General features: G+C 57.7%; 13 protein-coding genes. 4 read left to right on the top strand and 9 right to left on the bottom strand.

Going from position 1 to position 13,687, the window contains the following annotated elements; genetic code table 11:
* Positions 1-211: 211 nt before the first annotated feature.
* On the bottom strand, positions 212-1,045 hold the full coding sequence (locus NHH03_RS18465; protein ID WP_253158471.1) for a YciI family protein: 834 nt from the start codon (positions 1,043-1,045) through the stop codon (positions 212-214).
* A 242-nt stretch (positions 1,046-1,287) separates the two neighbouring features.
* Here NHH03_RS18465 and pheA point away from each other — a divergent pair, with 242 nt between their 5' ends.
* On the top strand, positions 1,288-2,373 hold the full coding sequence (gene pheA / locus NHH03_RS18470) for a prephenate dehydratase (protein ID WP_253158472.1): 1,086 nt from the start codon (positions 1,288-1,290) through the stop codon (positions 2,371-2,373).
* A gap of 113 nt (positions 2,374-2,486) precedes the next feature.
* Here pheA and NHH03_RS18475 read toward each other — a convergent pair whose 3' ends face one another.
* The 3 genes from NHH03_RS18475 to NHH03_RS18485 all read right to left on the bottom strand — a co-directional run bounded on the left by NHH03_RS18475 (position 2,487) and on the right by NHH03_RS18485 (position 5,030).
* Positions 2,487-3,389: a DUF1573 domain-containing protein gene (locus NHH03_RS18475; protein WP_390895592.1), complete on the bottom strand. Its 903-nt coding sequence runs from the start codon at positions 3,387-3,389 to the stop codon at positions 2,487-2,489.
* 223 nt (positions 3,390-3,612) lie between these two features.
* Complete coding sequence (locus tag NHH03_RS18480; RefSeq protein ID WP_253158525.1) at positions 3,613-4,269, bottom strand: Maf family protein; 657 nt, start codon at positions 4,267-4,269, stop codon at positions 3,613-3,615.
* Positions 4,270-4,388: 119 nt separating this feature from the next.
* On the bottom strand, positions 4,389-5,030 hold the full coding sequence (locus NHH03_RS18485) for a DUF3467 domain-containing protein (protein WP_253158474.1): 642 nt from the start codon (positions 5,028-5,030) through the stop codon (positions 4,389-4,391).
* Positions 5,031-5,202: 172 nt separating this feature from the next.
* Between NHH03_RS18485 and NHH03_RS18490 the strand changes: the two genes are divergently transcribed.
* From NHH03_RS18490 to NHH03_RS18500, 3 genes are read left to right on the top strand one after another with little or no spacing between them, the layout of a single operon-like run.
* Positions 5,203-5,592: a GntR family transcriptional regulator gene (locus tag NHH03_RS18490; protein ID WP_253158475.1), complete on the top strand. Its 390-nt coding sequence runs from the start codon at positions 5,203-5,205 to the stop codon at positions 5,590-5,592.
* Positions 5,592-6,548, top strand: coding sequence for an ABC transporter ATP-binding protein (locus NHH03_RS18495; RefSeq protein ID WP_253158476.1), 957 nt, complete (start codon positions 5,592-5,594; stop codon positions 6,546-6,548). The genes NHH03_RS18490 and NHH03_RS18495 overlap by 1 nt, the downstream gene beginning before the upstream one ends.
* Positions 6,541-8,268, top strand: coding sequence for a hypothetical protein (locus NHH03_RS18500; RefSeq protein ID WP_253158477.1), 1,728 nt, complete (start codon positions 6,541-6,543; stop codon positions 8,266-8,268). The genes NHH03_RS18495 and NHH03_RS18500 overlap by 8 nt, the downstream gene beginning before the upstream one ends.
* Positions 8,269-8,303: 35 nt before the next feature.
* Here NHH03_RS18500 and NHH03_RS18505 read toward each other — a convergent pair whose 3' ends face one another.
* The 5 genes from NHH03_RS18505 to NHH03_RS18525 form a co-directional block, all read right to left on the bottom strand.
* Complete coding sequence (locus NHH03_RS18505; RefSeq protein ID WP_253158478.1) at positions 8,304-10,700, bottom strand: WD40 repeat domain-containing serine/threonine protein kinase; 2,397 nt, start codon at positions 10,698-10,700, stop codon at positions 8,304-8,306.
* Positions 10,700-11,305 (bottom strand): RNA polymerase sigma factor, encoded by a 606-nt coding sequence (locus tag NHH03_RS18510; RefSeq protein WP_253158479.1) that lies wholly within the window; start codon positions 11,303-11,305, stop codon positions 10,700-10,702. The genes NHH03_RS18505 and NHH03_RS18510 overlap by 1 nt, the downstream gene beginning before the upstream one ends.
* Positions 11,306-11,685: 380 nt before the next feature.
* Complete coding sequence (locus NHH03_RS18515) at positions 11,686-12,453, bottom strand: PIG-L deacetylase family protein (protein ID WP_253158480.1); 768 nt, start codon at positions 12,451-12,453, stop codon at positions 11,686-11,688.
* A gap of 11 nt (positions 12,454-12,464) precedes the next feature.
* Entirely contained in the window at positions 12,465-12,827 is a 363-nt protein-coding gene (locus NHH03_RS18520) for a histidine kinase (protein WP_253158481.1), read from the bottom strand.
* Positions 12,828-12,833: 6 nt separating this feature from the next.
* On the bottom strand, positions 12,834-13,679 hold the full coding sequence (locus NHH03_RS18525; RefSeq protein WP_253158482.1) for a sugar phosphate isomerase/epimerase family protein: 846 nt from the start codon (positions 13,677-13,679) through the stop codon (positions 12,834-12,836).
* Positions 13,680-13,687 lie beyond the last annotated feature (8 nt).

The following is a 13,687-nucleotide window of genomic DNA, read 5'->3' on the forward strand; positions in this document are numbered from 1 at the left end:
CTCTCCCAATGGGTGGCACGCCAAGCTGCACGCCCGCCCCGCCGGAGAGTGAAGAGATCGAAGTTGCGATTTGCCGATCCATTTGAGTTGAAACGTCAGTTTAGCGTTGGCTTTTGTTCCTAGCCTCGGAGCGATTTCAGTATCCGGCGACTGACGCCGCCGGCAGTTATTTTGTCGCCCGCTGGGCTTTAAAAAGCGCTAGCTTCAAAACCTATGCGGTCGGGCCAGCGACCATCACCATCCAACCCAGCCCGAATTTGTCGGTGACTTGACCGTAGCAGGGTGACCAAAACGTTTTCTGCAGCGGCATGTCAATGGTTCCGCCAGCGGCCAATGCATCCAGTGCATGATGGGCAGCGTTTTCGTCGGGTACGGTGAGCGCCAGTCGAAACCCAGAAAAACGGGTCGCGTCGTTGCAGCCATCGGAACCCATCAGGGTCATCGATCCGATCGTGAACGTCGCATGCATGACTTTGTTTTCAAACCCGTTTTGCAACATGCCCTCGGGCAGCGGATCGGGGCTGTCGCTGAACCGCATCATCATTTGCACGTTCGCTCCCAAGGCCTGTTTGTAGAACTCCAACGCCTCCTCGCAGCGGCCGGCAAAAAACAGATAGGGCTGCGTGGTTGAACCGTTGAGCATGGCATGTGCAAAAACTCGAGCTTCCTGTTGCCGTAGCTCCGGTGTGAATTCCTCGCCAAAATCCTCCGCTTCGAACACGGGACGAATCTCAATTTCACCTGCCTGGAAGGGACTCTTCTTGACCCAATCAACCGCCTCGTCCATCGATGCAACCTCCCAAATCCAGAACCCGGCGATCAGTTCTTTGGTCTCTGCGAAAGGACCATCGGTCACCACACGTTGGTGACCGTCACAGGCAACTCGCTTGGCCTTGGATGTCGGATGCAACCCTTCGCCACTGCGCATCACGCCGGCTTCGGCCAAGGCTTGGTTGAAATTCCCCATTTCGGTCAGCAGTTGTTCACTGGGCATTCTGCCGGCCTCGGAATCGTCGTTTGCTTTGACCAGTACCATGACTTTCATCGGAAATTCTCTCTCTCTAAAAAGGTTGTCCATTCAACGGCTGATGAATCATCCGCGACTAGAGACTGATCGATTGGCCGGTCTGGAAATCGACATCCGAATCGAAAAAAGGGTGGCTTGTCGCCCGCGGCCGATCGATCTCAAATCCGGGTCGCTGGCCAAGTGACCCGTGTCCTCTATATTACGGCGCCGATCCGCCGAGTATCCGTCTTGTCATCTCCACCAGCCAGTGCGTCTCGCCAGTGAATCCATCAAAACCAACCGACCCCGCTGAATTGCTGGATCCGATCGATTTGGAAATCGCCCGTTTGATCGGTAAACGGACGGCACTGGTCCGCGAAATTGCAGACCAAGACGCATTGGCACCGGTCGGACAGGAAAATGCCCGCCTCGAGAGACTACTGGACTCGTTGCGCAGCGCGACCGGTGGACCCGACGGCTTGAGTGATTCCGCCACCGAGTCGCTACGGTTAACCTTGCGTCACATCGCCAGCCACTCTCGCGGACAAATCGATTCCCGCAGCGTCAGCTTTCTCGGCCCCCAATACAGTTACAGCCATCTTGCTGCAATCAAGTATTTCGGTGAATCAGCAGCACTTGCACCGGTGACCAGTATCCCGGCGGTTTTCGATGCCGTTCATCGGGGAGATGCTAAAAGTGGTTTGGTGCCGATCGAGAACAGCACCGATGGCCGCGTCGTCGACACGCTGGGGATGTTCGTCCGCCGCCACATGCAGATCTGTGGCGAAGTGCTGTTGCCGATCCACCACAATTTATTGGCCAGCGGCCAGCGTGATCAGATCACCGAAATTCACAGCAAACCGCAAGCACTGTCGCAGTGCCGCGAGTGGTTGGCAGCCAATTTCCCGCAGGCAAAACTGGTTGAAGTCAGTAGTACGACAGCAGCGGCAGAACTGGCGGCCGAACACCAACACATTGGCGCGGTGGCCAGTTTACCGGCCGGCCGCGCGTATGGGCTGGAGGCACTCTCTCGCAACATCGAAGATCGCGCCGACAACGTGACTCGATTCGCCGTGCTTGGACGCGACGAGACACACCCCACTGGCAAAGACAAAACGTCGTTGCTGTTTCAGGTCCATCATCAACCCGGTGCACTGGCAGCTGCAATGACCGTGTTCCGCGATGCGGAATTGAACTTGACCTGGATCGAATCGTTCCCGCTGCCAGGATCTCGCAACGAGTACCTGTTCTTCGTCGAATTCGCCGGGCACCGCGGGGAGCCGAATGTCGCCGCCGCCATCGATCAACTCGGCGGAATCACATCACGGCTGGAGACGCTGGGGTCTTACCCGGTGGCGGTGCTGTAGACCGCTGTATTCAAACCGTTGGAGTTCAACCTTTAGGTTGCTCGGTATTGACGTGTTGAAACGCGACTGCGGCACGCTGAAGCGTGAACTCCAACGGTGACTGAGGGGTCGGGTTACTGGCCGACGCTGCCGGTGACAACGCAGGTGACTGATTTGCCACCTTTCAAATCGGTGTCGATACGAATCTCTTGCCCGATGCGACCGGGCGTATCGCCGGCATTAAATTTCAGTTTGACGAAATGCAGTTTCTTGCTGCCGCTAGGCGTGTCGAATTCGAATCGGTTGTCGGCGCAAACCACGTCGGAGATGGTAAATGGTTCATCGCCGCGAACGACCAACCGCTTTTCAATCGTCGCCCCGGGTTTGGCGGTGCCAAAACTGACGGCCGCTGGGGCAACGGTTAACGAAGGCCGAACACGACCATTGATCGACATCTCGGTCGTCGGAAAATTGCGATCGTTGCTGATCAGCGTCAACCGTTCGCGAATGTCGCCTTCGGGCATCGAACCGAGCACCTTGACTCGCATTCGGTAGCGGACCATTCCGGGCGTCTGCTTGGGGGGACTCAATTGAACCTGCAAATCGTCGCAGTGGCTGCGGACGTCGGTGATCTGCCACTGGCTATTGCCGGTGTGAGTGATCACGATGTCCTGTTCGGTGCCGGTCCCCGGTGCGATCTCTCCAAACGCGACTTCGGGCGGATCAAAGGTAATGTCCGTCCGGATAAACCCGCTCACTTTCAATTGCACTTCGGCATAGTAGGGCTGGTCGATCACCACCGTGATCGTGGCCGATTTCTGGCCGATGAACGTGCTGGTGTTGAAGGTGGCAACGATCGATGATTTCTCGTGCGTTTTCAACGTGTCCTTGCTGACCGTGGGTGTCGTGCAACCGCAACTCGATCGCACCGCCGCCACATGAACCTGTTCTTCATAAAGGTTCGTGAATTCAAAGTGATACTCGCATTTGGCGCCACGGCCGACCGCACGAAAATCATGCTCGGTCGTCGCAAACATTTTGGCCGCCCAATTCTCGCTGCTCGAAGCCTGTGTCCCCGACGCCTGAGCCAAGACGCGGCCCGGCATCGCCGACAACAAAACGAAAACCATCGCCGCAAGAGACCACTCGGTGGCGCGGCGTGTGAATGATCCAGAGAAAAAATGAAGCATCAAATCGAACCGTTCGGTGGAAGTCGATTGCGGCGGCTGGGGGAAGATCACCCGCAAACTTTAACAAATCTCATCGTTGTGAAGTAGGCAATACCGATCCTGAGGTATCTATGATTTCGGCTAATGAGTCAAAATTTTCCAGCATTTCTTTCAACCGCTCCATCGGCAGGCCGACGACGTTGCTTTCACTGCCGTCTCCGACGATGCGAATCCAGTCGTTTCCATCTTGGAATCCGAACCCTCCGGCCTTGCCTTCCCACAGCAATGTTTCCAGGTAATCGGCGATCGTTTGCTCGGACAATTCCGACATTTGCAACTGCGTCCGCACGACATCAACGACACAGGCTGAATTTTTGGCCGACCACAGGCAAACACCGGTGTAGACATCGTGTTCGCGACCGCTGAGTGTGCGTAACATTTCTGCCGCGTGGCGTTCATCGACGGGCTTGCCCAGAATCTGTGCGTTGCAAGACGCCACCGTGTCGGCCGCCAAGATCATCGCATCGCTGTAGCGGCCGACCACGCTCTGAGCCTTGCGAAATGCATAGCGGGCGACCAGCTGCGGCGCCGTCTCGCGACTGCACATCCCACATTCGGCGTCGTCACTGGCCGGATCGATCGTGAATTCATAGCCCGCCGCAGTCAGCAATTGGGCACGCCGCGGTGAACCACTGGCAAGCACCAGCGGCAATCGCCCAGGAATCTCGGTCCTCGGCAGGTCATGCATCAACGGCAGGTCGTCAGAAATGGCCATGTTGACAGAAACGACGGTGAGACAGGGACTCGGGGGGGGCGGGCGAGGGTGACGGTTCAGATGACAGGCGGGAAACCGATTCCCACGCGGCACTAGCTATCGCTGGGACCGGGATTGTCGTCGGCCGGTGGCGAGGGCGGCAGGGCGTCCGGTGGGTTGCCACCCTGGCGACGTTGGTCGAACTGGCGAACGGCACCTTTGAGAGAATCCAACAATCGCGGCACCTGGCCGGCAGCCACAAAGACGCGTGCACTGACCGCAGACTGCGGGAAAAAACTGGTTAAAAAGTCCAGCCCGAACTCGGTCGCGCCATGTCCGATCATCACCCCGTTGGCATAGGTCCCACTGAGCACCTCATCGGGCATTTTCAGATCGTCGTAAATTTCCTGCGGGCTCGGGCGACGGGCATCCGGGTTGGGCGGTTGAGGCTGCGGCGAAACAGGGTCGCCGAATCGCTTGCGATACAGTTCCAAATTGGTCGTCAACGCTTCGATGAACTGCGGCATCACCGGATGGGGAATCACCACCCGCGCGGCGACTTTGTGCGGCCGCCCGATCGTTTGCAGAAAATCGACGATGTATTCGCTCGGCCCCGTCATCACGATCGCACCGGTGCTGAACGTCCCGCCGGCAACATGATCGGGAACGCGGGCCCGCAGCGGTGGATTCTGCGGTGGCTGGGATTCCGGCTGCCCGGGATCGGAAGGATCAGGCGTGAGGTCGTCAGATGACATTCGGAGGGACGCTGTGATTCTGGTGGAGGGCGCGGGCTAAAAAAGCGCTGCCGCGATCGGTCAAACACGCGATCGACCGCATCAGTCTAAAACTCGCGACCACGGACCGAAAGGAGTGACTTGACAATCCTCCTCGCACCTTGTATCATTGAGTTAATACAAAGGTGCAACGATGCTGATCCAAGTCCAATCCGGCAGCCAGCCGATTTACCAGCAAATCGTGGAGCAAATTCGCTTCCGAATTCTGTCCGGGCAGCTTGCCAGCGGTGACGAGTTACCGACGATCCGCGGATTGGCGGAGTCGATTCAGGTCAACCCGAACACGATCGCCCGTGCCTATCGCGAGCTGGAACACGAGGGATTGGTCGAAAAACGCCGCACCACCGGCACCTTTGTTTCTGAGACGCCTCGCAAGATCAGCGCCGCGCGTCGACGCGCCTTGCTGGTCCCAGAGATCGACAAACTGCTGGTGCTGGCTGAACACTTGGGCGTCGAACCCAATGAGTTCCATGAGTTGATTGATTCACGTCGCAGTGCCATCGTGCAACAGGAGCCGCGCTGATGAGTTCTTTGTCTCCCCATGCGGTCGAAATCCGCTCGCTCTCACGACACTTCCGTGGCAAACCGGCATTGACCGACGTCACGCTGAACATTGATCACGGTTCGATCTTTGGATTGGTCGGACTCAACGGCGCCGGCAAGACCACCTTGATCCGACACCTGATCGGATCGATGAAGGCGTTGCACGGATCGGTCAATGTGCTGGGACAGGACCCGACCATCCGGCCGGAAAAATTGCTTGCTCGCATCGGCTACATGAGTGAAGAAGACTCGCTGCCCCAGTGGATGCGGGTCAACGATCTGATTCAATTCTGTCGCAGCGTGTATCCGGGTTGGTCCGATCGCTATGCCGCCGAGTTGTGCGAAATGTTTTCACTCTCCCCAGCGGCAAAACTCAAATCACTTTCCAAAGGCGGACGCGCCCGTGCGGCCCTGCTGGCGGCGATTGCCCATCGGCCCGAACTGTTGATCCTGGACGAACCGAGCAGTGGCCTGGATCCGATCGCCCGCGCCGACATTTTAGAAGCGATCATTCGCACGACGGCTGATGAAGGCCGCACGGTATTGTTTTCGAGCCACTTGTTGGATGAAATCGAACGAGTCTGTGACCACGTGGCTTTGCTGCACGATGGCAAACTGTTGGAATCGATCGCTGCAGACACGTTGCCCGATCGATACCTGCAGTGCTGGTACAAATCCGATGTCCCCTCAACGACTCCGCCGACCATTCCTGCGACCTTCGGACCCAGCGGCGACGGCACGGAGTGGTCGGTGTTGCTGGATTTGCAGCAGAGCAGGGGAGGGCCGGACATCAGCGTGGAATCCGCTGGAACTCGCTGGGACTTGATCCGTAGCGAACCGGCAACATTGCAGCGTTGGTTTGCCGGTAGAGTCCGCACGTTGCCGAACCGGCAACGGACCACAGTGGAAACAATGGAGGTCAACGAAAGTGTCTGAATCCCTCGCTTTGGCACGGCTGTTAATCTCGCGGAATCGATTGCTGATCTCGCTTGCGGTCGGCTACCTGGTCGTGATTCATTTATCAGTGCTTGTCTACTGGGCCGGCGGTTTCGACGACGCCCTAGGCACCGAACAAGTGACAGTGGTTGCGATCCTGCTTGCATCGATGCCGCTGCTATTGATCACCGTGGGTTTGTTCGAATTCAACGATCACGGCGACATCAGCACTGGCGCCACGGGATATCACCCTTGGTTGCTGCGTTCACCGCTGAATTCGTGGACGCTGGCGGTCGTGCCGTTGGCGATGAAAACCATCTGGATTTTGTTTGTTGTTGCCACCGCCGCGACGACCATTCGACTGACCGGTTACCCGCTGCAGCGGTGGTTGTTGCCGACGATCGGGCTGGCAACGTTACCGGCGATTGGCGCCTGGCTGGTCTGGCGTCCCTTTCGCTGGGACTACACCAAACTGACGCTGGTCGTCGTGATGATCGTGCCGGCCTATGGTTGGTTTTTACTTTGCGCAAGCCTGGCTCTCAACTTCGATCTGTCCAACAGATCCCCCGCGATCCTGCGCCATTCCCAACACCTGATCCCTGTGGCTTGGATCGTCGGCATGTCGTTGTACGTTTTGGCGGTTTGGTTGGCCTATCGCAGTGTCCGTTTGGCACGCTGCCATACGACTGGGCTACCGCGTGAGTCGGCTGGATGGTGGTTCGGGAGAACAACCGCTGACGATCATCAAGCCATTGCCGCGACGGCAACAACGACTCCGCCGATACCAGCTGCGATCGTTTCACCGACACGAGCACTCCTACGTTTTGATCTGACAAAATTGCTGGGTGTTGCCGGGCGGATCACCGCTGTTTGTTGGTTGATTGGGGTTGGGTCTGTATCGATGATCCAAGTCCCCACCCTGCAGGAATTGATCGGCATGATCATTGTCTCGCTGTACCCGGGTGCGATGGCCAGCGCGTGGATCTTCGCTGGACGCGATGGACGCTTCTTGCCGAATCTGATCGCTGTGGCGCCGATTGCAAGTTCAACCGTGGTGTGGACGCGACAAGCAATGATCACGGCGATTTGGTATGCCGTGCTGGCCGGTGTCCCCCTGACGCTGTTGGTGTGGTGGTTGACCGGCCATGGTGACAAACTGTTTTTCGCCTGGAACACTTCCATGCAACAGTCGTTCGCTGATCCGGATGCGGGCTGGAAAATTGCGTTGGCGTACACGCTCGCGGGAATCATTTTGGTGGCAAGGCACACCACCTGGTCCGTCGCCACAGAATCAACCGGCAATCAACGCTATGGACTATACAGCGTCGTGGGAAAAGTCTTGACCACGTTTGCCTGTCTCAGTTGGTTCCTGTACCACTTTTTGCGTTTCCCTAACTGGGAAGCCTGGCAAGCTTGGGGCTGGGAACAGATCAATCTATTGCCATCTTTACTGCCTTGGTTGCTGGCATTCAAACTAGCGTTGGTGGTTGCTGCGGCGATCGCGCTGTCGCGGTCGATGCTGACCACGCCAAGCACGTTGGCACTATTGTTGACCGCCTACATCGTCGGCACGTTGGTTTGCGGTTACCTGTTTTGGATCTGGATCCCCAGCGATAACGTGTTGCTATGGCACTGTGTCGCCGCAACAGCGATTGTGTTGCCGATCAGCCGGATCTTGGTCGCACCAATTTGCCTGGCTAGGAACCGCCATCGATCGTAAGCGCAGGCTGGTGGGTTGCAGCGACTGTAGCCGGCCTAATGCTTCAATCCGCTCAGGTCCCAGACCCGTACGGTTCCGTCGCGACCGGCGGTGGCGATGCGTTGATTGACCGGGTCCAACGAGACGTTTTGCACAGCCGATTCATGGCCCGTCAGCGTGGCAACCAGCTGCCCGTCGGCGAGGTTCCAAATTCGACATTTGCCGTCTTCGCTGGCGGCAACCGCGTGAGTGCCATCAGCACAAAATGCGACACTCCAGTTATCGCTTTCGCTGCCGGTCAATTGGCGTTCTTCCAATCCGGTCGCAGTGTCCCAGATGTGAACCTCTTTGCCCCAGCCAACGGTGGCCAGCAGCGATCCTTGAGGGGCAAACGCAACGTTGTAGATCGGTCCGCGGTGCCCGTGCATGGTCTGCCGCTGTTCCAATGTTTCGGCATCCCAGACACGAACGATTTTATCACTGCCGACCGTCGCAATCGAACGCCCATCGGGCGACCAGTCGACGCCCGCGATCGAACCGGGCTGAGTGATGGTCACCAGCGGCTGGCCGGAATCGATATGCCAGATATGCAATTCGCCGTCACTGTTACCGGCAACAATCCGAGTTCCATCCGGTGAAAACGCGAGCTTGCCAACCGCGTTGCCGGCATTCCATTCCTGTAGCAACTCCAGCGAATTGGCATCCCAAATCTTCACCATCCCGTCGTCACCACTGGTGGCCACGATTGGTTTGGTCGGATGGTATTGGATCATCGACACCCTGCCGCGATGGGCATCAAAACTGCGCAAGACCTTTTGATTCGCGACGTCCCACAATCGCACACTGCCGTCTTCAATCGCTGTGACCACCTGTTGGCCCGTCGAATCAAAATCAACCGCCCACACGGTGCCTGGATTTCCGGCCAGCACGATCGACGGAAAGGCATCGACCGCAGCAACAGCCGCTGGTGGATGCGAACGATTGGCGAACAGGCCCGCCGCGGCGGCCAGGCTTGCCAGACCGATTAGCCCGGCGGCCCAAGCCGCAAAGTAAGTGTTGCGAGAAACCAGTCGCTGCGTGCCCGAACCACCTAAAGTGGTCGCGTTGCCGCCGACAGCGGGCACCTGCAACGGCGAGATCGGGCCATAGCTGGTGACAATCTCGGCCAATGCGTGCGCGACATAGGTCGCCGATTCCGGCCGATTCTCAGGATTCTTGTCCAACAACGCCATCGTCAGGTCCGACAACCCTTTTGGAATGGCCGAATCAAGCCGCCGGGGCGGATCCGGCATCTCATCCATGATCCGTTTCATCACACCGACAATCGACGGCGCTTCGAACGGCGATTTGCCGGTCAGCATTTCGTACATCACCGCCCCGAGTGAAAACAGATCGCTGCGTTCATCGGCTGTCGCGCCGGTCGCTTGCTCGGGTGACATGTACAGTGGAGTGCCGGTGACCATTCCGGTCTTGGTCAGACGCACATCATCGGTGGCTCGGGCCAACCCAAAATCGGTCAGTTTGACTCGCTCGGTGCCCGATTCGATCAAGATATTCGCCGGTTTGATGTCACGGTGAACCATCTCGCGCTCGTGCGCCGCCGAAAGCCCCGCGGCGATTTGCATCCCGATCAAGGCGGCCTGTTCGGGCGGCAATCCCTTGCGATCGCGCAGCCGTTCCTCCAGCGTGTCTCCCTCGATGTACTGCATCACCAAAAATGCCACTTCGCCCTGGTCTTCACGAGCGACTTGGTGCATGGCAACGACATGTTCGTGCGAGATCGCTGCGGCGGCGCGGCCTTCTCGACAAAACCGTTGCCGCGCAACGTCATTCTTGTCGTACTCGGGGTTCAATACCTTGATGGCGACGATCCGCTGCAGGTGCGTGTCGAATGCTTCGAGAACGATGCCCATCCCACCGCGTCCGATGATTCGCAGGATTTCAAAGTGGTGCAATCGGCCGATGTACGCCGGGTCATCCGAGGGCTTCAAGAACGGCAACAGCACCGGGTTGGGCTGTTCCAAAGTGGGCTGTGTGGAGGCTGGAACCACCGGTTCCGACTGGGGCTCAGCACGCCGCACCGCCGGAGCACCTGAATCGTTGTTTGCCGTTGCAGCATCCTCTGCGACACCGATCTTCGTGGCCGAGTCGCCGCTGTCGTTCGTGCCGGCCGGAGCAAATTCGCCGGTCAGTTTCGTGACGGCTTGCCAATAGGCCGAATCGCCGGCAGGTGGGGCAATGACTTGCCGACCGACCAAATCTTCGATCGAAACCTCGCCCAGTGATGCCCCGCCTAGACCGACCAACTGTGCCGACGACACCGAATCCATGGCGTCTTGGCAGCGCGTGCAGCCCCCCACATGTTCGGTGGTTTCATCCGCCTTGGCCGCAGGCATCACGCCACTGATCAAAGCTTCTAGTTCGGCTGGCGTCGGGCAGGTCGTAACCGACATCACTGTTCCTCTTGGGATTGCAAGCGTTCTATTTCCGTCCGCAGTCGCGCCGTCACACGGCTTTTGGCGACATACACCGCCCCCGGCGACATCGACAATTCCTCTGCCGCCGCCGCGGCAGGCCGCCCTTCCACCGCGGTGATCCGAAACGCAGACCAGGTCTTGGGGTCCGATTGTTGTTCTACGACTTGCATGGCCGCGGCCGCCAGCGATCGCAGGTGTTCCAATTCCCATTGTTCGTGCAGTTCACTGCGGTCGTCCGCTGCCTGAGCCAACAGTTGCATTTGCTGGGTGTCGTTTCCTGTCGGCCCAATCTTGTTGCGTTTTTCAAAATAGCTGTACAGGCGATTGCGTGTGATCGTGAACAACCAGGCCCGGAAACCACCTTTTTGCTTGTCATATTCCAATCGACCGATCGCCGATCCGACGCGTCGCAAAACATCCTGGACGACATCGGCCGCGTCGGCATCTTGCAGCCCACGACTGCGCACGAATCGATACAGCATCGGGCCGTAATCCCGCAGGAATTCGCTCCACGCATCATGATCGTTTCCGTCACGAAGCCGTAAAATCAGCGTCGCTCGCGTTACGGGAGAATCGCTCACCGAGACCTTCTCACTGGGGGGCATCGATCACACGGCTAGCCAATGGTCGGCGAAACGAACCGTGTGCACGAAGGGTTCCCCAGTATAGCGATCAAGCCGCCGCTGGCAGTGAGGGCATCTACCACTGGGAATACCGAGACTATCACAAGGCCTTACAGGCAGGGCAGAGAAAAATGTCGCGACCTAACCCAGAGCTTGCCCTGGCGGCATTTCCCGGTCCGAACCGGACGATAGAGCGTGCCGGCTGATTCAATCAACAGCCCGGTCAGCGAGGGACTCCCGTGAACACACGAAATCTCTTGGTCACGCGTTTTGAAGTTGCGCCAATTTCATTGTTAATGAAAATGGACTGGCAAATTGACGCATCGATTTCTTCACTCTCATGTCGCTTCGACAATCACGTCGGCCAGCGCTGCCCGCAGCGGATCGTCATTGGGGCCGCAGAACCCCCAATGCAAATGCTTGCGCCAGCCTTCCGCATACTCAAAACGGCCACTCATGCTGCCGATCTCGGCGCTGGCGTCACGCATGGTTTTTAAATAACTGTCCATGCCCTGGCTTTGATCCAACCATTCTTTCTGGCAGGCATGACGTGCCAGCGCGGCCTCTTTTTGGTCGATCAAATCGGTGTGATCGACGTAGAAGTGTGGGACAACTAGTTCCCCGAGCGGCGTGCGATTGCCGACCGGTTGCGTGTGGTAAACCGTCACGGGGTCATACGAGGCCTGGACCGGTGGATCACTGACCAGATTGGGCATCCCGATCGAAAACGCCGCGCTGACGGCCAAGCGACACGCCACCTCATGGTCTTCCATGTAGTCCGACGGAGACTGTGTGAGCACGATCAACGGTTTGGCCTGACGCACGATCGCGGTGACTTTGGCCAGATTACCGAACGAATAGGTCGCTTCCATGTCGGGAAAGATCGGCCCGTAAAACGTCGCTCCTAACACTTCACAAGCTTGTTTTGCTTCGGCCAGCCGTGTGATCGCGCATTCGCTGCGATCGAGCGTGGTGCTGCCGCGCGATCCGTCACACAAATTCACATAATGCAACTCCCAGCCACGGCGTGCGAGCTGCAACAGCGTGCCTGCCATCGTGAATTCAATGTCATCGGGGTGCGCTGCGATTGCTAAAACAGACGGCATCCGTAATCTCTCTACTGCGGTTGGCTGGTGAATAGGGAACCGAGTGACCGATCAAATTGGCCACGTGTCACGACAACGGGGATCCCGGCCTGTTTGGCTTTCTCTAACCGTGCGACTTGAACGTGAGGCCCATAGGCGATCACGCGTGCCGCGGGGGCGAACTGTTGACATTGCTGCATCAATCCATCGACGGCGCCGCTACGAGTCGCCAAATCGACGATCACCCAAACGATGTTGTCGATTTCAGGCAGCTTTCCGGCCAAATGAAACTGCAACCCCTCGGCGTCCGCGGCAGCGCGGACACGCGAAGCGAACATTAAATCGCCGGACAGAAAGACGACTGCCGGAGCAGCCGTCTGATCAGTCGTATCCATACTGTGTTACTGGCGTTTTTCGATTTCGGATTTCATGAATGCCAATCCCTCGGTCGCCAAGGTGATTTCATCAGTGAACATCGTTCGCCAAATCTTGGTCGCCGCCGCAATTTCCGGCAGTGCCAACCCGAACGCTTCGATCACCAACCAACCGTCATAGCCACTTTTCGCGATGGCATCAAAGTTTTCTTCCCAGCGAATCTGACCTTTGCCGGGAGTACTGCGATCATTCTCGCTGATGTGAATGTGGAACAGTTTGTCGCCACCTGCCAACACAGCATCGCTCACATTCTTTTCTTCGATGTTGCAGTGAAAGGTGTCGTACATGATGCCACAGGCCGGATGATCGACGTCTCGAACAAAGCGAGTCGAATCGGCGTGGGTGTTCAACAGATAGCACTCGAATCGATTGAGCGCTTCGACGCCCAACCGCACACCGACTTGACCGGCATGTTCGGCCACGGCGCGCATGCTTTCGACGCCCCACTTCCATTCATCATCGGTGGGGCCGGCACCACTAAAAAGTCCGATCGCCGAGTGGTAGGGACCGACCAGGGTTTCAACGCCCGCGGCGGCACATAAATCCAGCGTCTTTTTTGTGGCATCGATCCCTTTTTGACGAACCGCCGCGTCGGGTGAAATCGGGTTGTCGTCTTCACCGCGAATGGTCACTGCGGTTCGCCCCAATCCCATCGAATCCAACTGCTGGCCGATTGCGGCGTAGTCCAAATCCAAATTGAACATCGGCAATTCGACGCCGTCGAAACCCGCGGCCTTCAGTTTTTCACAAACCGGATACATTTCCTCGGTGACTTCGCCGCTCCACAGCAGCAGATTCATACCATACTTCATTGATCGTT

Origin of the sequence: Stieleria tagensis, from assembly GCF_024129865.1 — a bacterium.
Classification (GTDB): domain Bacteria; phylum Planctomycetota; class Planctomycetia; order Pirellulales; family Pirellulaceae; genus Stieleria; species Stieleria tagensis.